The sequence below is a fragment of the Laceyella sediminis genome (assembly GCF_003003125.1).
Lineage (GTDB): Bacteria > Bacillota > Bacilli > Thermoactinomycetales > Thermoactinomycetaceae > Laceyella > Laceyella tengchongensis.
Genome location: NZ_PVTZ01000006.1, coordinates 79,119 through 101,379 on the forward strand (window position 1 = coordinate 79,119; position 22,261 = coordinate 101,379).

Sequence of the window (22,261 nt, forward strand, 5' to 3'; positions counted from 1 at the left end):
TCACGCTTTCATCTCCCGTTCAGCCATCATGGCTAAGGCATTTACAATCGCCACCGCCGTCGGACTGCCTCCCTTGCGGCCCAAGTTGGTGATAAATGGTACATTTAGCTTCAACAGCTCCTCTTTCGACTCCGCCGCAGATACAAAACCTACAGGCACACCCACGATGAGCCCTGGTTTGGCCACCCCCTCCCGAACCAGGCGAATCAATTCCAAAAGCGCCGTGGGGGCGTTGCCGATCGCGAAAATGCCGCCTTCGGCCTCGGCGACTGCTTTCCTCATCGCCACAATCGCTCTGGTCGTCCCCAACCGTTTGGCTTCTGCCATCACATCGCTGTCAGAGATATACACTCGCACATCGCTACCAAATTTCCCTAAACGCATTTTGTTGATCCCCACCTGCACCATCTGCACATCAGCCACGATTGGCTTGCCGGCTTGGATCGCTTGGATGCCCGCTCGCACTGCATCAGGATGAAACACAACACTTCGACCCAACTCAAAGTCGGCGGTTGCATGAATTACCCTCTGCACAATGGGAAATTGCTCCGGCGCAAAATCATGTGCCCCCAATTCGTCGGCAATCATTTGAAAGCTTAAATTCTCAATCTCCTGAGGTTTAGTGGTGACGGGACGAAAAGACTCACTCATGGAACATTCCTCCTAATTCTGCTCGCACCTGATCTAGCACTTGATCGATCTTATCCAAGGCGCGGCCATATTCGATCCGCGGCCGGGAAATGAGCACCACATGTAACCCCAACTCCAAAGCGGCCTCCACCTTCTCATCGACCGAACCGATCTGCCCGCTCTCTTTGGTAATGACGGTGGTCACTTTATAATGTTGGTACAAGGCCTTGTTCAATTCTTTGCCAAACGGCCCTTGCATGGCGATGATATTCTTCTGCTCCAAACCCAACCGTTCGCATTTTTCCATGTTATCCTTGCGTGGCAACATCCGAGCAACCAACCGCACGCCCGGTTCCGGCAACAATCTCTGGACGAAGATGTCCAACGTTTTGCTCCCTGTCGTCAGCATGACCACCCCTTTTCGGCGCGCCGCCGCTTCCGCCGCCTCTTGATAAGAGGATACGGTCTCGATGAGTGGATGACGCTCGCCCTTCCATTCCGGGCGTTCGTAGCGGAGATAGGGGATGCCTGCGCTATCAGCCGCCAGGATCGCATTTTTGGATGCTTCTTCGGCAAACGGGTGGCTGGCGTCCACCACCATGGCAGCACCTTGTTCCTTTAGAACGGCAACCATTTCATCCGCCGTCAATCGGCCCACCCGCACAGAAACGCCTGCTTCCCGCAAGCTGACGGCGGCACTTTCGGTCACAACCGAGGCCACGAGTGGATACCCTTCTTGTTGCAACAAACAAGCCAACTCACGGGCATCACTTGTTCCGGCCAACAGAAAAATCACTGCTGTTCCCCCTTCAATGGTCATGGTGGTGATGATGGTCATGATGATGGTGGTGTCCGGTAGCGACCGCCTGTTTGGCCAAGGTTTCCCAGTCCAACGCCTGCCCCTGCTCCAACTGGTCGACGCGGTGTTTCCAGATATCCACCAGCCCTTCGTCACACCCGAGGTAAGAAACCATCACCGCTTCTGCACCGACGTTGGTCTCATTAAACTCACGCACCATCCTCTCCATCCGCTTGATCAGCACGCCGGTAAATAAGAAATACGGCAACACCACCACCCGTTTGGCACCCAATCGAAGGCACCGGTTCAATCCTTCGTTAAGCCGTGGGTCCGTCACCCCGATGAAGCAAGCTTCCACCCACGGGACAGGCAAACGTTCCCACAACAGGCGGGTGATCTTATACAAGTCGCTGTTAGCGTTGGCATCACTCGATCCCCGCCCCACCAGCAACACGGCCGTCTCTTCCGTTTCCCCAACCCTAAGCAAGCTCTGAAGCCGCGCTTCCAAGATGGGCAATACCAATGGCTCCACCTCAAGCGCCCGCGCGTATACAAACCGAACATCGGGATAGGCCGCTTGCGCCTCCTGCAAAAATAAAGGAATGTGCACTTTGGCATGCCCTGCCATGAACAGCATCAGCGGAATCACTTTGATCGAAGTAGCCCCCCTGTCAACAGCTCTCTTCACTCCGGCATGCATGTCCGGCTGGGCAAATTCTAAGAAACAGGTCTCCACAATCGGTTCCGTAAACTTGGTCGCCATCTGTGCGGTGAATTGCAACAATTCTTCATTCCCCTCAGCATCACGGCTTCCATGACCCACAAACAATATCGCTTCCATCTCGCTCTCTCCCATCCGTTGAAATTGGACGCGACCTGTGCGCCACATGCTCTTCCGAGCCAGAACGATGGACTCACCCTGCCTAATCGCCACAAGCTAGCGGTTCAATCGTGATCTGGCCTTCGGTGTATCGGAACCCGCCAATCTCTTCCACCCGTTTGAAGAATTTATGGAAGCGCTCATTGGGCTCAGCCTGTTCTTTGTAGGCGCGCACCGTTTGTTCAACCGCGGCGATCAACTCATCAGGGGTGAGCCCTTCCGCCACCCGTTTGGCCACTTGGGCGTTGCGCCCAATTTTCTTGCCTCCCAAAAATAAATCATACGTGCCACGGCGATGTACGATTGCAATATCCTCAGTCACCGCTCCGTAGCAAGCCATCGCACAACCGTTAAACCCAATCTTCAGCTCCTTAGGGACACCCAAGCCCCCAATCCGTTTCTGTAATTCCTCCAACTGCGGGATCGACTCCCCCTTGTCCCCATCACAAAAATCACAAGCCTTCAGTTGGACTACATTACCTACTGGCTCCAGAAGAAGTCCCGCCGCGCTCAACTGCTCCACCACGCGATCCGGGTTTTCCGTCGGCACTTTCAGCAACAACCGGTGATCGGGCGTATAATGGATCTCACCCTCTGCCCCAGCCACCTCTGCCAGACAGCTCATCTGCTCCGGTGTGATTTTTTTCTCTGCCAAGCCCGCTGACACCGCCACTTCAAAAATCGACGCGACGCCTGTCTCGCGCCTTTCCAACATCGACAGCGCTTCTTCAGCTAACTGCACGGGACTCATCTCGTCTGCCGCGTCCGGCGCACCCTCAGCTTCGAGGGCCCACGGCTCTGCCTCTGGACGCAGGCGCTCGTGCGGTTTCAAAGCCTGCACGGTCTGGTCCAACGTATATTTGCGCTGATATCCGCGCGGCGTAATCATCAATCCTTCATGCACAAACGTGCTCCCATTGCCGATCAGCACGGTGGTGAGCATGCCAATCTCGTGATCCAGCATCCGGCCAAGGGTGGTCAACACCACCTGCTGCCGTTCGCGATACGCGCTCTTCACCAATCCCACCGGGGTATCCGGGGAACGATGTTTCAAAAGGATTTTTTGCGTTTCAATGATTTGCTTGGTTCTGCGCCCGCTACGGGGGTTGTACAAGGCAATGACGAAGTCGGCAGCAGCAGCGGCTTCAATCCGCTTTGAAATCACTTCCCATGGAGTCAGATGATCGCTCAAGCTGATGGTGCAAGCATCGTGCATCACCGGCGCTCCCAACAGCGAAGCGCATGAGTTGATCGCCGAAATTCCCGGGATCACCTCCACATCGATGCCGGTTTCCGGGTGCCACCCTTTTTCAATCAACACCTCGTAAACCAAACCGGCCATCCCGTACACACCAGCGTCACCGCTAGAAATCACCGCCACCTTTTTGCCAGCTTCCGCCAGCCTGACCGCCTCCTGCGCCCGGCTCACTTCTTCCGTCATTCCGGTGCGCACAATCTGTTGCGTCGTTAAAAGCGGACGGATAAGGTCTACATAGGTGTTGTACCCGACGATCACTTCACTCTCCATCAACGCAGAACGGGCACGCGCCGTTATGTGCTCCGCATGTCCCGGCCCAAACCCGACCAACAAGATCTTGCCGACTGGACGGCCCATCCAATCACCCCATCTCATGATATAATTGAATATTAATTCTATTAAAAATGTTCAACCATCAAAGCGAATAAAAGCTCCTTCCAACACACTTTGATCTGTCAGGAAAATGAAAAAACACCTTCCGCTCACTCGGGCAGAAAGTGTTTATAGGCGCAGAATCGCAGACACCAAGTAGACACATCCCACATGGGCACATGCATCTCTTGCCGTCCCTATAAACACCTCCCCATCCGCGTAGGTCAAGCGGTGTTGTCAGAAAAGGCAGGTCTCCTGGCTCATGGATCATCGTCTTAGTTTGAATCTGGCCTTCCCATCATCGACAAATGCAGTGGCCAAACTCAGACTCCCCATTCACAGTGGCGGGACCGCGTCGGATTCTCACCGATCTTCCCTCTTCGGGAGCGCAGATCTTGCGCTCCACCTTTTCCCACAAAGATATTCATTTTTTAACAAAATCATTATATTGAAATTGTAACTTACTAGCCTGCATATTTTCAATTTTTCCACCGGCATTATCGCAGAATAGACGCGTCATTTTAATCGGATGCTTTTAATTCCTTGATTATTCATAGTTGATTAACAGTTTAAATCAGGTCAACTTTCTGATAGAATACACACCCATTTCTGCGCCATTTCCATGCCGCTATCCAGGGCTCATTTTTCAAACACATACATCCTGCCGTTTGCCGGTGTGCCCAAGCGTGGCCCCTTAAATCCTCTTTTCAGGAGTTCTTGGCGCATGGACACCATCAGTATCCCATGGCTGACAATCAGCGTGTCTTCCCCGTTGCGGGACATGATTTCATCTATGACGTCCGTCAAGCGCCTCTGTACATCCTGTTTGACCTCTATTTGCGAGCGGTGATTGCAAAGCCAAGCTCCCCTCATAATCAAACCCCAGGCCCAAAGCGGCAATTTCACCTCTTGGTTGCGAAAAAGCGGACAGATCGGGATTTCACGCAATGCTTTTGTCACGGTGATCGGCCCTTGATAAATTTTGCGCGCTGTTTTTTCCGCCCGCGGCAAATCGCTGGTGAAACAGCGTTTCCATGCGATATTTCCTAAATCCACTTCGCCTTCTTCTATATCAGCGACATCATACTCCTGAATCCATTGCGATAATTCCTGTTGTGTCAGCAAAAATTTTTCGGAAATTCTTTCTTCACTTTAAAATGGCGAACCAAACCGATTTTCATGCATTCCATCCTTTCTGCTTGAAACAGCCGCCAGCGACCAGCGGAACAAGTGAATGAAAACAACGCGGAAATAACGAAGGGCTCGTATTTCAATCTCCTTTTCTCTCGCTTTATTCACTCATCGGGAAAAGATTCTCCGTACATCACTTTTATCTTAGAAGTTACTCATTTTGCCCCATCAACAATCCAATTATATAATATTTTTTATAATCTAATAAATAAAATTGCAGGAAGGGGCAAATCTCATATCCATGCCCGCTCAGTGCCAACCTGCGAGCTCATTGCAAAGCGAGGTGTATCTCAATGGCAATCACACGGCTTCACCCTGGACGGCGTTTGGTGGCCTACTAGGGTGTGTCTGGCAAATCAAGTCGGTAGGGTAGAAACGGCGGAAAAACCTTTTCTCGAGGAGGCCGATGCACAAGTGAAGCGAATGAGAAAATGGTTTTGAAGCCACTTGCGTCAAGAAGGCTGACACATCCATTTGTCCCACGCGGGTTGTCGGCTTATTGGTAGCATGTCCCTTAACGATGGCTGCGTCTTATGCGCATGGTTGCTGAACGCCGCTTTCAAAAAACTGACTTTTTTGGGGTGTTGATTATCTAAATCTGCGCTACGAGATTCCACGCCTATTTGACTTGAAAAAAAGCATTGAATTACCCTCTCAAATCTGCTAGCGTGGACGGAAGATGCGCGTTGATTTTCAATATAAGAGGAAGAGAACAATGAATCAAACACATTCTGTAAAACAAAAAACATACCAGTTTCTGATTATTTTATTACCTATTCTCGTGACCCAATTGACTCTGTTTTCAATGAACTTTTTCGATACGGTGATGTCAGGCCACGCCAGCGCCCGTGACTTAGCCGGGGTGGCGATCGGTTCTAGCATTTGGTCTCCCGTCTTCACTGGGTTGAACGGGATTTTGTTATCGTTGTCCCCGATCGTCTCCCAATTAGTCGGGGCCAAGCGGAACAACGAAGTGCCATTTAAAGTGATTCAAGGCATTTACTTGGCGGTGGCCATAGCAGCCGCGGTCATCCTATGCGGGACTTTTCTCCTTGATCCCATCCTGAACGGAATGAGCCTTGAAACGCAGGTTCGGCAGATCGCCCACGACTATTTAATCGCGCTGGCATTTGGCATTGTGCCACTATTTATCTATACCGTCTTGCGTTGTTTTATGGATGCGTTGGGTCAAACACGGGTCAGCATGTTCATCATCCTGCTGTCCTTGCCAATCAATGTCGGGTTGAATTATCTGCTGATCTTTGGCAAATGGGGCTTTCCCCGGTTGGGTGGGGTCGGAGCAGGTTATGCTACGGCGATTACGTATTGGTGCATCATGTTTATCAGCTTCGCAGTGATCGCTCGAGTCAAACCCTTTTCCGACTATCGCGTGTTCTCTCGATGGTTCCGACTGTCTTTGTCCGCATGGAAGGAACAATTGAAGATTGGCGTCCCCATCGGGTTTGCGATCTTCTTCGAAACCAGCATTTTCGCCGCCGTCACGCTACTAATGAGTGGTTATGACACGGCGACTATCGCCGCCCACCAAGCGGCGTTGAACTTCGCATCGTTCCTCTACATGGTGCCCTTGAGCATCTCCATGGCCTTGACCATCGCCGTCGGCTTTGAAGTGGGGGCGAAGAGGAGCAAAGACGCACGCCAATACAGCTTCCTAGGCATCGGGATCGCCCTCTTGATGTCCGTGATTTGCGCCATCGCGCTGATTCTCTTCAATGAGCAGGTGGCCGGATTTTATACTACCGACCCTACCGTATTGGAACTGACTAAACAATTTTTGATCTATGCCATCTTTTTCCAATTATCAGATGCCATCGCCACCCCCATTCAAGGGGCGTTGCGCGGGTACAAGGACGTCAACTCCGCATTTCTGGTAGCCCTCATCTCTTACTGGATCTTGGGGTTGCCGATCGGTTATCTGTTGGCAAACTACCTGGCATTCGGCGCGTTCGGTTACTGGATTGGCTTGATCTCCGGCTTGGCCTTCGGCGCGATCTTCCTGATGGGCCGCCTGATACGAATCCAACGCCGCCACTCAGCACCGTCTCCCGCCAGACAGTTGCGATGACCAACAAACCGGAATACAGCAGGCTGATATCGTCCATCACAAAAAAACAGCGCTCCCCACCATTTGGCTACACACTGGGGAGTGCTGTTTTTTATGAAGGCATAGGTGTCGGCGTCGGCGCCGCATAGCCATCCTTGTACTTGCTGTCGATGATTTGCCGAATCTCTTTCAACGATTTCCCCTCTTGCTTCAGCATGGCCGACTCCGCCGCAATATCTAGGCAAGTGCCGCATTTGGTGCCATGCGAATCCCATACGACCTGGCCGTTCGGTTTCATCTCGTGGATGAAGCAATCCAGATTGCTCTTATGTCCAACACTTTCTCCGCAACCGCAATAGCAGGGCATCGATTTCAACACATCGGCGTTCGCCGCGGCAATTTGGTAGATCTGCCCTACCTTGGGGTCTAACCCCTTCACAAATGAAGGCAACACTGTTACTCCCGCCGTCAATTCGCGAACATCACCGGCTACATGCTGTTGTCCGCCATGGTTAGCATGGCTCGTAGAATCGTGGGATTGTGCTCCCTCCTGAACGCCGCAACCGGCCAAACCGCCAACGATCATCAACGCACCCAGCGCGATCGCCCATTTTTTCTGTTGCACATGCATCCCCCTTTACCTCGAATTCGGAAAACCACATGAAAAATGATAACACACAATGCAACTAGGGTGTGTCTGGCAAATCAAGTTGGTGGGAAAGAATCGGCGGAAAAACCTATTCTCGAGGAGCGCCGATGCACAAGTGAAGCGAATGAGAAAATGGTTTTGGAGCCGCTGTCCTATTCATCAGACACGCCCTAGCCGCCGGGAACTTTTTGCCGACACTTTACAGCCGCAGAAGAGAGCGGGTGATCTGCATGCAGGCGCTTTTCACTTGCCTGATAGGATATGGTACCCTATCTTTATTAGGGCTTGCTTTCTTCCTTGGGGTTTTCGCGATGGCATATCAGACCAACTTTGGAATCTTTTGTTTACTTGACTTGGGGGTTATTGCTCATGTTACATATGTTGATTGCCGATGATGACGTGAACATCAGAGAACTGGTACGCTTTCATTTTCAGAAAGAAGGATTTACCGTGTTTGAAGTGGCAGATGGGGAAGATGCGATGCGAATTCTGGAAGAAGAGCAAATTCATTTGGCTGTGGTGGACATCATGATGCCGCGCAAAGACGGCTATGCGCTGTGCCAAGACATCCGCGATTTTTATGACATCCCCGTTATCATGCTGACAGCCAAGGATCAGCTACTTGACAAAGAAAAAGGGTTTCAGTCTGGAACCGATGATTATCTGGTCAAACCGTTTGAACCAAAAGAATTGCTGTTTCGGGCCAAAGCATTATTGCGGCGCTACCGCATGGTCAATGCGGATTGCATCCAACTCGGGCAGACAGTGATTGACCGCAAAAGCTATGAAGTGCGGTGCCGCGGACAGACGATTATCCTTCCTTTGAAGGAGTTCGCATTGTTGTCCCAACTAGCCAGCTATCCCCATCGCGTTTTCACGCGGGAAGAGCTTATTCATTTGATCTGGGGGCCAGACTTCGAAGGGGACATGCGCACGGTTGATGTGCATGTGAAAAGGTTAAGGGAACGATTTAAACATAAAACGCATGATTTCACCATCAAAACCGTACGGGGAATCGGATACAAATTGGAGGCCGACACACAGTGAAAACACTATACATGAGGTTTGTGGCCACGACCATTTTTATTATGTTACTGAGCGGATTGATCGCTTTTTTATTGAGCAACCTTTATTATCAAATCAAATTGAAACCTTACAATAACGAAAAAATCACCCGCATGGCCAAAAATGTCACATCGTTTTACCAAGCAAACTCCGAAGTCGACTTGCACCAGTATCTGGACAGCGTAGCCGATCTGGGTTATCAAATCGCTTTAACAGACGAACGCAAAAAACTGATAACATTCGGAAGGCCATTCAGCGGCACGACCTTGGCGCTGGCCGCCATTAACCACGTCTTGCGCGGACAAACATACCACGGCATCGCGCAATACCCCAAACAGATATTTGTGACCGGGTTTTTCGATGACGAATTGAGCAACACCATCGGCGTTCCCATTGATATCAAAGGGAAGCGCCACGCTCTTTTCATCCGACCCGACATTGAATATTTATTCGGGGAGATGCGGGTATTTTTCGCCGTGTTGGTCGCACTCACCATCGGCTTGAGTGTGGCTTTTGTGTTTGCTGGTACACATTACATCGTCAAACCGATCAGAATCCTGACTCGCGCCACGAAAATCGTCGCCCAAGGCAATTACAACCTTTCGTTAAATGTGGACCGCGAAGATGAAATCGGACAGCTGGCAAGGCATTTTACGCACATGGCCCAAAGCTTGCAACGCCTTGACGAGATGCGGCAGGAGTTTGTTTCCAACGTGTCCCACGAAATTCAATCCCCTCTGGCATCGATCCAAGGCTTTTCCAAAACATTGCAGTCGGAAGAGATTCCCCCTGCGCAACAAAAACATTATTTGTCTATCATCGAGAAAGAAAGCCATCGTTTGTCTTTGTTGAGCAAACAGCTGCTGACGTTGGCCTCCTTGGATAAAGAAGCCGGAGCGTTGGAAAAGACAACCTTTGATTTGGCCGACCAGATCAAACAAGTGGTTTTCATGATGGAGTGGCAATGGCGAAAAAAAGACTTGGCCATTGAGATGGAGTTACCGGAAACCTTCATTCAAGCCGACCCCAAATTGCTACATCAAGTGTGGATCAATTTGCTTACCAACAGCATCAAGTTCACTGAACGCGGGGGAACCATCACGATCAAAATTGACAAAGCACGTAAAAAAGAAATCGCCGTAATTGTTCAAGACACAGGGATCGGCATCCCGGAGCAGGATCTCCCGCGAATTTTCGACCGGTTTTACAAAGTAGACAAAGCCCGGGAACGGAATGATCATGGTAGCGGACTGGGACTAGCGATCGTCTATAAAATCATCGAAGCGCACCAAGGAAACATCGAAGTGGCAAGTCAAGAAAACAAAGGGACGACCTTCACCGTTCGCCTGCCCCAGATGTAACTTTCCATTCATTTGCCGTTCATATTTGCTTTCTATAATGGGGCCAGAACCACAGAAAAGGAGTGAATAAACTTGTTTCTGGCCCTAAGAGAGCTGAAATTTGCCAAGTTGCGCTATTTCCTGATCGGGTTTATCATGATTCTCATTTCCTGGCTGGTCTTCATTATCTCCGGCCTAGCCAATGGACTGTCCGCCGACAATGCCGCCGCGTTATTAAACATGAAGGCGGATCATTTCGTGATCCAGCCCGACTCTGAAAACAAACTAAACCGATCGCAGATCCCTGAGGATAAATGGACGGAAATCAAACAAATAACAGCCGGGACAGGAGCAACCCCGTTAGGACAAAAAATGCTGTCCGTCACCAAGGCGGGCACCAAAAACAAAATGGATGTCACCCTTTTCGCTATCGACGCGAACCAATTTCTAGCCCCCGTCATTACCGAAGGAAGCCACTTCAACAATACGGACAAAAACCAAGTGGTGGTGGATGCATCCCTTAAGCAAGAAGGAATTGGATTGGGGGATTGGCTCCAAGATCCCGAAACAAATCAAAAATGGAAAGTGGTTGGATTTACGGAAGGTCACACCTTCAGCCATTCACCAGTAGTGTTTATGAATTTAAAAGATTGGGACGATCTAATCCGCGCCAATCCGCAACTGAAACAAAGGTATTACAGCGCAATTGCATTACAAATGACTCCCTCTCAAGCTGACGAGCTGAAACGGGATGTGAGTGAGATCGATGTGATCACCAAAGAGGACGCGTTGCAGAATCTTCCCGGATATAAAGAAGAGCAAGGATCACTCTCCATGATGATTGTCTTTCTTTTTGTGATCGCTTCATTTGTACAAGCCGTGTTTTTCTATGTGATCACTCTGCAAAAAACCAATCAATTCGGCGTGTTAAAAGCGCTTGGCGCCAACACATCCGATCTGGCGCGCAGCCTGATGGGGCAAGTGATTTTGCTCACCGTCACAGCGATCTTAATTAGTGTCGGATTCACATACGGAGTAGAATCGATCCTGCCGGAAAGCGTGCCTTTCAGATTGGACGTAGAAACATTTTTCCTCTTTTCCGGATTGCTGTTGGTTGTGTCCGTATTGGGGTCATTGTTATCTTTGCGCCGCATCGCCAACGTGGATGCGATTGAAGCAATCGGGAGGGCAGAATAAATGAAAACAAAACTAGCGTTTGAAGATGTAAGCAAACGATATGGCACAGGAGACAACGCCGTAAAAGCGCTGGATCATGTCTCTTTTCATGTAAACGAAGGCGAATTTGTCGCTATCGTCGGCCCATCTGGTTCAGGAAAAAGCACCCTGTTGTCGATCGCTGGGGTGTTGCTGTCCCCATCCGCAGGTCGCCTCATCCTTGACGGCCAAGATATCACTAACCTTTCCGCCAAGGAAATGACCAAGATCCGGTTGGACAAAATCGGTTTTGTCTTTCAAACATCCAACCTCGTTCCTTTCTTGACGGTGCGAGACCAGTTGTTGTTAGTCGCTGAGATCGCCAAAAAACGCGGCATAGAGGCGGAACAAAAAGCCGATGAATTGTTGGCGCACTTGGGACTCGCTCATCGTCGCAACCATTATCCCGAGCATCTGTCGGGCGGAGAACGACAAAGGGTGGCCATCGCGCGCGCGTGGATGAACAGCCCTGAATTGATCCTAGCCGACGAGCCCACAGCCAGCCTCGACTCCAAACGGGGCAGGCAGGTGGTGGAGATGTTAGCGGATGAGGTTAAATCCAGGAGAAAAGCGGCGATCATGGTTACACATGATGAACGAGTGCTAGATCTGTGTGATCGGGTTTTGACAATCAAAGACGGCAAGCTGATTGCAACCGCCGGGATGAAAGCCGCCTCGCAACCGCTACACAGCCACCACTAACCTACCGGTAACACAAAACCCGATTTCCCGTATCAGGGAAATCGGGTGTCTCTGCCATGCAAACGGCACCGCTAAGAGGCGGCCGATCAGCAGGAACGAGATGAATTCCTCCGTTTGATGGTGGGCAATTGTTTGCCGATGAAAAAAAGGAGCGGGATAGATAAGGCAATCCCTGCCACGGTAAACGGTGCAAAGATCAGAAAGGTCTTACCCGTGATCCATTGATCGTGGAAAGCGAGATACAACAGCAATGAATTGATCGGCAAATTGCAGGCCACTGCCGTCCAGACCCCAGGGCAAGGCCGGCACAGGGCAATGGTTGCCGCCACGTGGGGGAGAAACACATTTAAGAGCATGGCCAATATATATCCACAATTCAGATAAGACCACACACTTTCCGGTCCGTTTGACCAGCTTAGATAGGTTAATCCATAGGCAAGAACGGTCAAAACCAAGACGGCAAACCGGAATTCTCGCTTCCCCACTTTGGCATGCCACTTTCCCGCTGTTTGCGACCATGCAGGCAACCAAATCGCCTCTTCCAGATTATGCAACGTGACAACAATGGGAAACAGCCATTGAAAATAAAGAAAAGACAGATCAAACACGGGCGCATCTCTCCTTATGCCAGCGCTGCGCAGTCAAATGATGCCCGTTCGACCATGTTGTCTTCCGTCGCCGAACCGGCCATTGTCACCTTTGATCATACTCCTTCATCCAGCTGAGTACAAGGTCAAAATGCAGCTGTGAGGACTAACCCGTCTATCTTTCACATATACTGTGGTCGATGGGGAGGTGGAACCGTTGCAGGAAAAGAAACATCCATCATGGAGGCAAATCACCATCGGCACGTTGGCTGGCATCAATCTGATGATGCTTGCACTAATCGCCGGGAAAGAAAGCATCACCATTGAAGAATCCGTCCCTTCACTAGCTAAAACCCCCGAGCACACTGCGGAGCGGGTCGAGTACGGGATGGAATGGGTCAAGACGACTACGGTTCCAGCACATGATCCACCCGCCATGTCAAAAGGCGCGGGCCATTGGGTCGTGGAACAGTACCGCGAAATGGAATACCATTATGATATGAACGGCCGTCTGCTTTTTAAACGGCCCACCAACCAATCCTCCTATATGCGTTATTTCAAACCGCAATAACAAAGCCACTTCATCCGGCGATGAAGTGGCTTTTTCTTTATGTGACAATCTCACTCCAGCACGTGCGAGTGCTGTCAGGGCATCCTTTCATCAAGTGGCACACGCCTTCAAAGAAGAGCGGATCTTTCCAACCCTTGGCCAGCTGGCGCGCTTCTTTGAAATGGCGCATCGCTTCATCCACGCGTTTCTGCTCCAGCTGGATACGCCCCCGCTGATAATGGCCCAACGCTCTTAAAGCGGGAAGGTCTTGCTGGATCAATCGCTCCGCCAACCGATTGGCCTCAAGGTAATTCCCCTGATGCGAAGAAAGATGTGAGCGCATGGCTAACCACATCGGCTGCTCGCTCTGTTCCAGGGGCAACCGCGCCAGCGTCCGTTCCGCTTTGGCGGCCTGGCCGGTAGCCATTTCCATCCACACATACGCAAATAACAACGATTGATTGTCCCGAAACAAAGTTAACCCTTTTTTGAGCCACAAGATCGCTTCTTCGGTCCGCCCCAACGCCCACAGATTCCAAGCCACGCCGTGATAAGCTCCTGCATGCTTTAGGTCCACCCCAAGCAAGCGCTGATACCACGCCAAAGCTTGTTCATGATCTCCCATCTCTTCATAATCATGGGCAATCGATTCCAAAATGCGGGGATGATTGGTTTTTTCATATGAAGCCAGCCGCCAAAAAGAGACACTGCTCCATTCTTGACAGTGCCGATAGCAATGGGATAGATAATACATTGCTTCCCAATCGTCTTCATTGATGGACAAAGCGTGATAAAAATACGGAACCGCTTCATGATACTCTCCCAATCGATAATGGCATGCCCCCAGATTAAACCACGCATCCGCATGGTCGGGCAAGAGTGACGTAACCTTAGAAAACTGTTTGATCGCTTTGCGGTCATCCCCCCGCTTAACGGCGATGCAACCCAGCATTTGATGGGCGAAACCCACAAAAGAATCATGTGCTTCCGTATTGGCTACGATTTGAAAATGGCGTTCGGCTTCATGCCATTGCCCTTCGTGAAACAGGCTCAAACCCAGATAAATCCGTCCGAGCAGAAAGTCGGGCTCCTGCTCGACCACTTGCTGAAACAACTGGTTGGCTTCCTTAAACATCGTCAGCCCGTAGTAACCTTGCCCCTGCCGAAATGAACGCACCGCCGATTCATGCAACCACACCTCTTCTTCGATCTCTTTATCTCCACCGTCCAAATCCGGATACTTCTCCATCAATTTGGTCACTTGTTCCATGACTGCGGCCCAGGACTCCAGCATCTGATCGCATGATTTTTTAATTTCACAAAACCGGTTGCGCCATTTGCTTTTTTCCGCAACCGGACTTTTGGGATACTGCGTCTCTATTTCATCCAATGCCTGTTCGACCAATTGTAGCCATTGCTGATAATACATCCCGCTTCCCCCTCGTTTGTCCGACATTGCATGTGGTAAGTATGCCCAAATGGAGGGGATGCCATGTACAACGACAACGCCCCCCCATGATGACATGGAGGGGCGAAAAGTGCGTCACACCAGCACAGTGCCGTGTACTTCTTCTCCCAGCATTTCTACAATATTATTTTCTTCGTCCAGCACGGCGACAACCGGTTTATGCGACCGGGCCGCCTGGTCTTCCATCATCGCATAGGAAATGATGATAACGCGGTCACCCGGTTGCACCAAACGAGCAGCGGCTCCATTCAGGCAAATGACTTTGCTACCCCGTTCACCGGGAATCACATACGTTTCAAGCCGGGCACCATTGTTGTTGTTGACGATTTGCACTTTTTCATTCGGCAAGATGTCCACTTTATCCAAGATGTCTTGATCAATGGTGATGCTACCCACATAGTTCAAATTGGCTTCCGTCACCGTCGCGCGGTGGATTTTGGCCTTCATCATTGTTCGGAACATGACTTTTCCCCTCTCCCGTCAAGCAGTACGTTATCGATTAGACGCGTTTTCCCGAAGCGCACAGCAACAGCGACGATCAAACGTTGCTCCTTCCATGCGGCGCTGGGCTTTTCCAACCGCGGATAGGTTAACACTTCCGCGTAGTCGATATCGGCCAACGGCGCTGTCTGAATCCGTTCACGCACAAATTGAGCCAACTCGTCGGCGCTAGTAAAATGCCCTTGCGTCCATTTCTGCTCCACTTCCCGCAAAGTCCGATTAATGACGAGCGCCTGCTCCCTTTCCTCTGGAGACAAATAAACATTGCGGGAACTGAGCGCCAACCCATCTGGTTCACGCACCGTCGGACATGGGACAATCGTCACTGGGAAATGCAGATCATGCACCATCTGCTCGATCACCGCCACTTGTTGGGCGTCTTTCATGCCAAAATAGGCACGATCCGGGGCCACGATATGAAACAGCTTGGTCACAACTGTGGCCACGCCCGCAAAATGGCCTGGCCGGGAAGCGCCGCACAAGCGCTCCGTCACTTTCTCCACATGCACCTGGGTCAATGGTTCTGTGGGATACATCTCACTGACAGAAGGGTGAAACAGAAAGTCCACCCCGGCCGCCTCGGCAAGCGCCTGATCCCGCTTTAAATCGCGCGGGTAGCGATCCAAGTCCTCACCGGGACCGAATTGCAATGGATTCACGAAAATGGACATCACCACGGTGTCACATTCTTGTTTGGCCCGTTCGACCAAACTCAGATGCCCCTGATGGAGATAGCCCATCGTCGGCACAAAGCCAATGGTCCCTTGACGACGCGATTTCAACGCAGTTCTCAATTCGTGGATGGTTTCAATCGTTTTCATGCGGTTGCTCCTTCTTTCGCTCCATACAATTGCTCCGCTGTTTCGCCAGCCAAGTGCGTCACATGCTCCTCTTGCGGGAACTGGCGATTTTTCACTTCTTGCACATACTCTGCTATCCCCTCAGTCATCAAGCGGCCCGCTTGGCGATACACTTTGACAAATGAGGGATGCCACTCACCGCCGAGTGCAAGCACATCATGATAAACCAACACTTGCCCATCGCAATGGCGTCCAGCGCCAATGCCAATCGTGGGCACCCGCAACTTCTCACTGATCAGGCGGGCCAACTCTTCAGGGACGCACTCCAGCACCAATGCGCAAATGCCGGCTTGTTCCAGAAGTTGCGCTTCTTCAATCAGCTGCTCAGCCGCCGCCAACTCTTTGCCTTGGATGACGTAACCGCCCAATTGGTTAACTGACTGCGGAGTCAAACCAAGGTGCCCCACCACAGGGATACCGGCTTGGGTCAAAGCCCGGACATTCTCTATAATCTCCCGACCACCTTCCAGCTTCACTCCGTAGGCCCCGCCCTCTTGCATGAGACGCGCAGCAGCTTTCAACACTTCATCACGCGACAGGTGCGCCACCATAAATGGCAAATCGGCAATCACCATCGCCCTGTTAGCACCGCGAGTAACCGCTTTCGTATGGTGCAACATGTCTTCCAGCGTTACCGGGATGGTGGAATCATAGCCCAGCACAACCATGCCGAGCGAATCGCCAACCAAAATCATGTCCGCTCCGGCCGCCTCAGCCATCTTTGCTGCTGGATAATCATAAGCCGTGATCATGGCGATCGGTTCATTTGCTTGTTTCATCTTGATTAGTGTTCGGGTTGTCACACGTTTTTTAGCTGTGCTCACAAGGAACCCTCCTTTTTCATAGGGCCCTTGGGTCAGAGAAAATAGAAAACGCCGCTATCAGCCACACAAAGGGACTAAAAGGGCGCCATGCATCCTTGACCGCTTGCTCTGTCTCCGTCCCAAAGGCTCGAAGCAGAAAATGGCTTCTTTGCTTAGTTTGATCAAATCACTCAGGTTACACAGTGCAGCTCCAGTTTTTGTGGATGCCGCCTTTTCCCCAGCTATAGGTTAACCAAAATCAAAACACAATGCAATAAATTTCTTTACAATTCATTGCAATGAAGGATGACCTTCTACAGCAAACCAAGATCATCGCTCCCATTACCAGCTTTCATCTCATTCCACCAACAGCCAACCAACCTTGGCTCCGCAACGCATGGGGTACGTCCCCGGGTGGATCGGGGTGAATTGGACAGTAGCCTTGCCGTCCGCCAACGGTGTTGAAATCTGGAATTCGTCGATTTGGAGCCCTTGTCCGCAATCCGCCCCTGACTTTGACACCACCTGCAATCGCAACGGGATGCCCGCTTTCGCTTGGATCATGCCTGACCATCCGGACTCATCAATGAGGGCTTGTGCCACCTGCATCCTGGTTAGCTGCTCAGCTCGCACCGCTTTAGGATGGTGGGAGTGATGCGACGGCGCGTCAGCCAATGGGAACAAACCGGCTTGTTGCCACCCTAGCGTAGCCACCATGAGCAGGGTTCCTCCCCACATCACCCAATCCCCCACTCCCAAACCCGGTGCCACTTCAGCCTCCTCCCTGATCAGCTGAACAAGCAATTGCGTGACGCATAGAAACAAAACGGCCATTAACACGATTGTCAGATCAGGAGCTTCCCTCAGCACCATCACACCCAACATGGCTCCCATCATCCCGCCCATAATCCCAGCCACAATCCCATCCACTGCGGCTAACAAACCGCTGGGCTTGCCCAGCCAATACCCCAGCGACAAGCTGAACAGCATGGCCAATTCCGTCGGCAAAAATAGGTTGCCTCCGAATAGGATTCCCAAAACGGTTCCCGAAAGCAGTCCCGCCATCGTCGCGCCAGCCATGGCCACCATCATACCGGTGTGCTTAGACAACCAGAACCGGTGGCGATGCACAAAAATAAGCAGGCGGACGCAACCCACTCCCAACACCATTCCCCCTAAGGCCACTTCCATGCCAAAACCCCCTCCGCCAAGTCGATTTAATTCACAAATTTCTGCTAATTCATGCCGAGAAGGCCCCTTCAGCACCACCACAACCATTTTACCATATGCAGCACGTGGCACGCATAGCGGCGCCACCGCAACCATCCTGTCATCCTCAAGCCTCTCATCTTCGCAATTTGTTACAAATTGTTGCACAAAAATTCCGCAGCCACTTTGCGTAAAACCAGCGCATTCCCTACCATTCATCCCTGAAAAATCTATTATTTTCATTAGAATAAAAGGATTGAAAGCCAATTACACAAAAAGCTGGTTGCCCATTCGGCATCATATTTTAAAAAATTTATCATTTTTCTGCTATTTAAGGAGGAATTAGCTTCAATTTGTTGAAAAACAAAAATGACCGAGAGGAGGTGACCATTCATGATTCGCAAATTGCACTCTGGCGAGCCGCCCCAAGCTTAATTCTTCGCCACGAAACAAAAAATGGCCGCAGCAACAAGCAAGATGATTCATCCTCTTTAGTATTTTTCAAAAATAAAAATAATTAAAATCCTGCGGCTACTCACACGGCAAAGTAATGAATCTCATCAATCAAGCCCCTTCGATTCGTTTTGGTTGGGGGGCTTTTTTCTTGATGGCGCCAAAGAAAAAACGTCTAAAGAGATGCAAATCAGAGGCGGTACTTCATATCGAGGAGGGTGTCTGCACGATGGAGTTGGTTGAAAAGCAATTGTACAGGGTTTTTAGCCATTCCCAATCTTTGCTTGGACAAGAAGGGTTGTACTGCATGGCGTCCGATGCGGAAAGCGCACGTCACTATTTTATTGAGCAATCCATTACCGCCGAATTGAAACAAAATCGGAGTTACTATCTCACCCGCTTCAATGAGGCCGCCGATTTTGTATTCGCGGAGGTATTCGTGAAGCAAACTCCGAGCAAGGAAAATCAACCAACAACCACCTGTCAATTATGTGAAATGAAAGTGAAAGAATGGTTTCATCCGCATGAAGAATGGGCCCTGCTCTATCTGAAATACCAACGCGGCGAAGTCGTTTCTTTACCTGAAGAGATGGTAAGGTTTATCGTGAAACGGGACATCTTACATGCGGATGCGGTATACATAGAAAAAGTGGATTTCGTCGAAATAGATTAACCATGAATTTATCGCGACCCGCTACCGGTCGCGGTCTTTGTCTGGAATCGTCAACTAGGTAAAAAACCTCTTAAATCAGCGAAGCCCCTGTGAAGCGCGAATAAGAATACGGCCCCGTTTGGCAATGCCTTTTGCCCCACTGATCCTTATTTCCGGCACGAAAATGCCTTTTCGATGTCGGTTAATTCCGCTTCCTGCTTTAAAAACGAGGCCGACGTTTCCGGTCGAACTTGGGTGACCAAAGCGTCGGCATAGGCTTCGATCCGCGTCTGATCATAAAATTTCTCCTTCGGGATCCATGCATCCCCAAACCGCGCTCCCAAGACGGCACCCGCTATCGCCGCCACCGTGTCAGTATCAAATCCCTCCCGAATGATCGACAGAAGCACCTCGGTCGGTTCAAGATCATCGCGACAAGCCATGAGCAGGGCGTGTAACCCTCCGAGCAATACAAAACCTTGGTTGGGATGAGCTCTTGTAAACCCTTCTTTCAACTGGGGGCGGGCCCAATCGGACAAACGGCGCCGCATCGCTTCCACCGGCAAGTCGATCCAAGTGCATGCCTGAACCATTGCTTCGCGAATGGCTGAAGAGTTCACCTCATCCATTCGCCAACCTTGTTTGGACATCTCCTGCAATCGCTCTTCCCCTTGCCGGGCAAGCTCCGGTAAAGCGGCAAGCGTCTCACGCCCAGACTTGCCTTGCAACAACAGGGCAATGGCGTGCGCCAACAAAGCGGCAAACCCCGCAGCCCTCGCATCGCGGTGCGTAGCCAGGCTGGATTCGAGCGCGACTTGCCATAAGTGGTCAGCCTGTTCAGGCTGGCAATACAAAGCGCCCAACGGTCCGATGCGCATAGCGGCTCCCATTCCGGCAGATGGGCTACCCGCATGTTCCACCATCTCCCCTTTGCGCATGCGATGCAAAGCCTCCGTAAAAAATCGGCCAACTCCTCGCCATGCGCCCTGTTTCATTCCTTGAACCAATATACTTTTCCAAGCGTCCCGGTTCCAACCTCCTTCAGCCAGACAAGTCTGCACCAAGGCCATCGCTTGTTGTGTGTCATCTGAGTGCAAGCCGAGCGGACGCAAGCGGCGCCGTTTTTTTTCAGCGATCTTGTCGACGGGGTACGCTGCTGGTAACTCCCTATATTCACCATAAACTTCTTCTATCTCCCTCTTGCGCCATCCCTCGACAGGGCATCCTAGTACATCTCCCCAAGCCAATCCCAACATAACTCCGCGCTTCTTATTTTCCATTTCTTTTGTCTCCTTCTCATGCTGTCTTTGCGCTTTATCATATACAATCTGAATATAACAATTTTAATGAAGATGTTCATCGCCAATCATAAAATACGCCATGTGCCGGCACTCCCGTCACATGGTCCCATCTCGCTTTAACTTCATATAACCCTTCAACATCTCCCCGCACTCAACCCGCATAAACTCATTCAAATACTTCACCTGATAGCGATATCCCTTGTACTTATACTCTACCAACCGCTCACCCGCCAATTGCACCGTTTGGATGATTTCTCCCTGAGATTGCCGGAAATAATCCCGAATCTCCGCCATATCACGCAAACATTGATCCATGATCTGCTCCAGCTGGTATTGGTATATCTCCCCCATCTTGAGGTGACCCATTTGCTTCTTGTCCCGTTCCAACACACCCAGCAACACTTCCAAATGTGCGTACCGCTTCAATTCCACTTCAAACGCAAGTTGATCTTCATCATACAGCATCGGTATTTCCCCTTTGCATCTTGTCGGCCGGCCCCGCGTTATCGCCCCCTCGGCCATAAAACCCGCGACCATCCCCCTTTTATAAGCATATACTCCAACCCCAATCCTTACACAAACATGCAAAAAAAGCCCCTTATGAAAACGGGCTTCTCCATCTTGGGTGAACAGCATGGTTATGTAGGTTGAGCATTCCGCTGGGCCCTACCAAGGGAAATACCATAACCATAGACTATTATAAATAAATCGATAAGTCTATTCTTTTTTAAAGTAGCGTTCTGGCCCATCTAAACACAAAAAAGCCGACCCCTTTCTAAGGAGGTCGGCTATTTGCCGGCTGATTGTGCTATTGTTTTTTTCCAAACAGGATGGTGAGATCAACTGTCATCTCCGGTTCAACCATCTCGCGGACCCATTGCGCTTGCTCTTCCGTAGTGCCCCACGATAAGGGAGTCATATACATCAGGGGCTCAATTAACTCTGGACACAAGGGCACACGATATTCAGTGTGCACGACATCTTGCAAAGCAAAATGCTTCTTGAAATGGGTGAGCGCATTTTGCTTTGCACCCGTCTGCTTCTTGGCATGCGGGGCTATGATCCGCCTTAACTCCTGCAAATGTTTTGTTCCCGGAACCACCTTGGCGACTACCCCTTCATCACGAATCATCCGCTTAAATTCGGCGGTGTTGGACGGGGATAAGACATTAAGGATAAAGTCGAATTGCTTATCGCCAAACGGGCAGTTAGCAAGATCGGCGACACACCAGATAAGTTGGGGATCTTCCTTCGCGGCCATTTCAATCCCCGGTTTGGAAATGTCCATGCCTACGCCCGCAAAATCAAGGTGATGTGCCGCACGATGGATAACTTTTCGCCGCACATCGGACAAAAGAGATCCCTCACCACATCCGGCATCCAAGACAGCCATCTGATCGCTTGCCACACGAAATTCACTCATCATCCAGGCGCTGATCAAATCACTCACTGGTGTGAAAAAGCCGCTTCTCCATATGACTCTTCTGCATTGATACAACCTTTTATCGTACTTTGTCTGGTGAGAACGGGTCAAGAAGTTCACGTAGCCGTGTTTGGCCAGATCAAAACAATGTTTCTTTATACAGATCAAGCTCGCGAAGCCGACCAACTTCATTTGACTGGAACAGAGCGGACATCTTAGCATGCCTTCATGTTCCAAAAGTAGGCTCGCTTGCAACATTTTTTTAGATTTGGACATAAAAAAGCACCC

At 50.6% G+C, this 22,261-nt stretch carries 23 protein-coding genes and 1 riboswitch; of the genes, 8 read left to right on the forward strand and 15 right to left on the reverse strand.

The window, feature by feature from the left end; genetic code table 11:
* The 5 genes from CLV36_RS08740 to CLV36_RS08760 form a co-directional block, all read right to left on the reverse strand.
* Positions 1 to 651 (reverse strand): precorrin-8X methylmutase, encoded by a 651-nt coding sequence (locus CLV36_RS08740; protein WP_106342417.1) that lies wholly within the window; start codon positions 649 to 651, stop codon positions 1 to 3.
* Positions 644 to 1,426, reverse strand: a complete 783-nt coding sequence (gene cobK / locus CLV36_RS08745) for a precorrin-6A reductase (protein ID WP_106342506.1) — start codon at positions 1,424 to 1,426, stop codon at positions 644 to 646. The genes CLV36_RS08740 and cobK overlap by 8 nt, the downstream gene beginning before the upstream one ends.
* Positions 1,427 to 1,439: 13 nt before the next feature.
* Positions 1,440 to 2,270 (reverse strand): sirohydrochlorin chelatase, encoded by an 831-nt coding sequence (locus tag CLV36_RS08750; RefSeq protein ID WP_106342418.1) that lies wholly within the window; start codon positions 2,268 to 2,270, stop codon positions 1,440 to 1,442.
* Between the two features lie 82 nt (positions 2,271 to 2,352).
* Positions 2,353 to 3,924, reverse strand: a complete 1,572-nt coding sequence (cobJ, locus tag CLV36_RS08755) for a precorrin-3B C(17)-methyltransferase (protein ID WP_106342419.1) — start codon at positions 3,922 to 3,924, stop codon at positions 2,353 to 2,355.
* A gap of 243 nt (positions 3,925 to 4,167) precedes the next feature.
* Positions 4,168 to 4,364: riboswitch (cobalamin riboswitch) on the reverse strand.
* A gap of 214 nt (positions 4,365 to 4,578) precedes the next feature.
* Positions 4,579 to 5,064 carry a histidine phosphatase family protein gene (locus tag CLV36_RS08760; protein WP_245888330.1) on the reverse strand — a complete coding sequence of 162 codons (486 nt, stop codon included), beginning with the start codon at positions 5,062 to 5,064 and terminating at the stop codon, positions 4,579 to 4,581.
* A 781-nt stretch (positions 5,065 to 5,845) separates the two neighbouring features.
* On the opposite strand from CLV36_RS08760, the gene CLV36_RS08765 reads away from it, so the two are divergent.
* Positions 5,846 to 7,216: an MATE family efflux transporter gene (locus CLV36_RS08765; protein WP_106342420.1), complete on the forward strand. Its 1,371-nt coding sequence runs from the start codon at positions 5,846 to 5,848 to the stop codon at positions 7,214 to 7,216.
* Positions 7,217 to 7,307: 91 nt separating this feature from the next.
* Here the strand turns inward: CLV36_RS08765 and CLV36_RS08770 are convergent, their stop codons facing one another.
* The gene (locus CLV36_RS08770) at positions 7,308 to 7,826 is read right to left on the reverse strand and encodes a PCYCGC motif-containing (lipo)protein (protein WP_106342421.1); all 519 of its coding nucleotides are present in this window, start codon (positions 7,824 to 7,826) and stop codon (positions 7,308 to 7,310) included.
* Between the two features lie 381 nt (positions 7,827 to 8,207).
* On the opposite strand from CLV36_RS08770, the gene CLV36_RS08775 reads away from it, so the two are divergent.
* The 4 genes from CLV36_RS08775 to CLV36_RS08790 all read left to right on the forward strand — a co-directional run bounded on the left by CLV36_RS08775 (position 8,208) and on the right by CLV36_RS08790 (position 12,166).
* On the forward strand, positions 8,208 to 8,891 hold the full coding sequence (locus tag CLV36_RS08775) for a response regulator transcription factor (protein WP_106342507.1): 684 nt from the start codon (positions 8,208 to 8,210) through the stop codon (positions 8,889 to 8,891).
* Positions 8,888 to 10,270: a sensor histidine kinase gene (locus CLV36_RS08780; protein ID WP_106342422.1), complete on the forward strand. Its 1,383-nt coding sequence runs from the start codon at positions 8,888 to 8,890 to the stop codon at positions 10,268 to 10,270. The genes CLV36_RS08775 and CLV36_RS08780 overlap by 4 nt, the downstream gene beginning before the upstream one ends.
* 72 nt (positions 10,271 to 10,342) lie before the next feature.
* The gene (locus CLV36_RS08785; RefSeq protein WP_106342423.1) at positions 10,343 to 11,446 is read left to right on the forward strand and encodes an ABC transporter permease; all 1,104 of its coding nucleotides are present in this window, start codon (positions 10,343 to 10,345) and stop codon (positions 11,444 to 11,446) included.
* Entirely contained in the window at positions 11,447 to 12,166 is a 720-nt protein-coding gene (locus tag CLV36_RS08790) for an ABC transporter ATP-binding protein (protein ID WP_106342424.1), read from the forward strand.
* An 86-nt stretch (positions 12,167 to 12,252) separates the two neighbouring features.
* On the opposite strand, the gene CLV36_RS08795 is transcribed toward CLV36_RS08790, so the two are convergent.
* On the reverse strand, positions 12,253 to 12,774 hold the full coding sequence (locus CLV36_RS08795; protein ID WP_181352937.1) for an HXXEE domain-containing protein: 522 nt from the start codon (positions 12,772 to 12,774) through the stop codon (positions 12,253 to 12,255).
* A gap of 196 nt (positions 12,775 to 12,970) precedes the next feature.
* On the opposite strand from CLV36_RS08795, the gene CLV36_RS08800 reads away from it, so the two are divergent.
* On the forward strand, positions 12,971 to 13,324 hold the full coding sequence (locus tag CLV36_RS08800; protein WP_106342426.1) for a hypothetical protein: 354 nt from the start codon (positions 12,971 to 12,973) through the stop codon (positions 13,322 to 13,324).
* A 37-nt stretch (positions 13,325 to 13,361) separates the two neighbouring features.
* On the opposite strand, the gene CLV36_RS08805 is transcribed toward CLV36_RS08800, so the two are convergent.
* The 5 genes from CLV36_RS08805 to CLV36_RS08825 form a co-directional block, all read right to left on the reverse strand.
* Positions 13,362 to 14,732 (reverse strand): tetratricopeptide repeat protein, encoded by a 1,371-nt coding sequence (locus CLV36_RS08805; protein WP_181352939.1) that lies wholly within the window; start codon positions 14,730 to 14,732, stop codon positions 13,362 to 13,364.
* Between the two features lie 114 nt (positions 14,733 to 14,846).
* Complete coding sequence (gene panD / locus CLV36_RS08810) at positions 14,847 to 15,233, reverse strand: aspartate 1-decarboxylase (RefSeq protein WP_102992309.1); 387 nt, start codon at positions 15,231 to 15,233, stop codon at positions 14,847 to 14,849.
* Complete coding sequence (gene panC, locus CLV36_RS08815) at positions 15,218 to 16,093, reverse strand: pantoate--beta-alanine ligase (protein ID WP_106342428.1); 876 nt, start codon at positions 16,091 to 16,093, stop codon at positions 15,218 to 15,220. The genes panD and panC overlap by 16 nt, the downstream gene beginning before the upstream one ends.
* Complete coding sequence (gene panB / locus CLV36_RS08820) at positions 16,090 to 16,956, reverse strand: 3-methyl-2-oxobutanoate hydroxymethyltransferase (protein ID WP_106342429.1); 867 nt, start codon at positions 16,954 to 16,956, stop codon at positions 16,090 to 16,092. Before panB ends, panC begins: the two co-directional genes overlap by 4 nt.
* A 336-nt stretch (positions 16,957 to 17,292) precedes the next feature.
* Positions 17,293 to 18,261, reverse strand: coding sequence for a cupredoxin domain-containing protein (locus CLV36_RS08825; protein WP_106342430.1), 969 nt, complete (start codon positions 18,259 to 18,261; stop codon positions 17,293 to 17,295).
* Positions 18,262 to 18,497: 236 nt separating this feature from the next.
* Here CLV36_RS08825 and CLV36_RS17265 point away from each other — a divergent pair, with 236 nt between their 5' ends.
* Together CLV36_RS17265 and CLV36_RS08830 are read left to right on the forward strand one after the other, a co-directional pair.
* Positions 18,498 to 18,665, forward strand: coding sequence for a hypothetical protein (locus CLV36_RS17265; protein WP_154987084.1), 168 nt, complete (start codon positions 18,498 to 18,500; stop codon positions 18,663 to 18,665).
* 161 nt (positions 18,666 to 18,826) lie between these two features.
* Positions 18,827 to 19,270 carry a hypothetical protein gene (locus tag CLV36_RS08830; RefSeq protein WP_106342431.1) on the forward strand — a complete coding sequence of 148 codons (444 nt, stop codon included), beginning with the start codon at positions 18,827 to 18,829 and terminating at the stop codon, positions 19,268 to 19,270.
* A 146-nt stretch (positions 19,271 to 19,416) separates the two neighbouring features.
* Here the strand turns inward: CLV36_RS08830 and CLV36_RS08835 are convergent, their stop codons facing one another.
* The 3 genes from CLV36_RS08835 to CLV36_RS08845 all read right to left on the reverse strand — a co-directional run bounded on the left by CLV36_RS08835 (position 19,417) and on the right by CLV36_RS08845 (position 22,249).
* Positions 19,417 to 20,529, reverse strand: coding sequence for an ADP-ribosylglycohydrolase family protein (locus CLV36_RS08835; protein WP_106342432.1), 1,113 nt, complete (start codon positions 20,527 to 20,529; stop codon positions 19,417 to 19,419).
* A 117-nt stretch (positions 20,530 to 20,646) separates the two neighbouring features.
* Complete coding sequence (locus tag CLV36_RS08840) at positions 20,647 to 21,015, reverse strand: YhjD family protein (protein WP_102992303.1); 369 nt, start codon at positions 21,013 to 21,015, stop codon at positions 20,647 to 20,649.
* Between the two features lie 343 nt (positions 21,016 to 21,358).
* Positions 21,359 to 22,249, reverse strand: coding sequence for a putative RNA methyltransferase (locus tag CLV36_RS08845; protein ID WP_219904898.1), 891 nt, complete (start codon positions 22,247 to 22,249; stop codon positions 21,359 to 21,361).
* Between the last annotated feature and the right edge of the window lie 12 nt (positions 22,250 to 22,261).

What these genes read in the sequence shown, in the direction of transcription:
- CLV36_RS08740 (WP_106342417.1), bottom strand. Translation starts at nt 651, where the DNA reads ATGAGTGAGTCTTTTCGTCCCGTCACCACTAAACCTCAGGAGATTGAG.
- CLV36_RS08750 (WP_106342418.1), bottom strand. Translation starts at nt 2,270, where the DNA reads ATGGAAGCGATATTGTTTGTGGGTCATGGAAGCCGTGATGCTGAGGGG.
- cobJ (WP_106342419.1), bottom strand. Translation starts at nt 3,924, where the DNA reads ATGGGCCGTCCAGTCGGCAAGATCTTGTTGGTCGGGTTTGGGCCGGGA.
- CLV36_RS08765 (WP_106342420.1), top strand. Translation starts at nt 5,846, where the DNA reads ATGAATCAAACACATTCTGTAAAACAAAAAACATACCAGTTTCTGATT.
- CLV36_RS08770 (WP_106342421.1), bottom strand. Translation starts at nt 7,826, where the DNA reads ATGCATGTGCAACAGAAAAAATGGGCGATCGCGCTGGGTGCGTTGATG.
- CLV36_RS08790 (WP_106342424.1), top strand. Translation starts at nt 11,447, where the DNA reads ATGAAAACAAAACTAGCGTTTGAAGATGTAAGCAAACGATATGGCACA.
- CLV36_RS08805 (WP_181352939.1), bottom strand. Translation starts at nt 14,732, where the DNA reads ATGTATTATCAGCAATGGCTACAATTGGTCGAACAGGCATTGGATGAA.
- panD (WP_102992309.1), bottom strand. Translation starts at nt 15,233, where the DNA reads ATGTTCCGAACAATGATGAAGGCCAAAATCCACCGCGCGACGGTGACG.
- panC (WP_106342428.1), bottom strand. Translation starts at nt 16,093, where the DNA reads ATGAAAACGATTGAAACCATCCACGAATTGAGAACTGCGTTGAAATCG.
- CLV36_RS08825 (WP_106342430.1), bottom strand. Translation starts at nt 18,261, where the DNA reads ATGGTTGCGGTGGCGCCGCTATGCGTGCCACGTGCTGCATATGGTAAA.
- CLV36_RS08830 (WP_106342431.1), top strand. Translation starts at nt 18,827, where the DNA reads ATGGAGTTGGTTGAAAAGCAATTGTACAGGGTTTTTAGCCATTCCCAA.
- CLV36_RS08835 (WP_106342432.1), bottom strand. Translation starts at nt 20,529, where the DNA reads ATGGAAAATAAGAAGCGCGGAGTTATGTTGGGATTGGCTTGGGGAGAT.
- CLV36_RS08840 (WP_102992303.1), bottom strand. Translation starts at nt 21,015, where the DNA reads ATGCTGTATGATGAAGATCAACTTGCGTTTGAAGTGGAATTGAAGCGG.
- CLV36_RS08845 (WP_219904898.1), bottom strand. Translation starts at nt 22,249, where the DNA reads ATGTCCAAATCTAAAAAAATGTTGCAAGCGAGCCTACTTTTGGAACAT.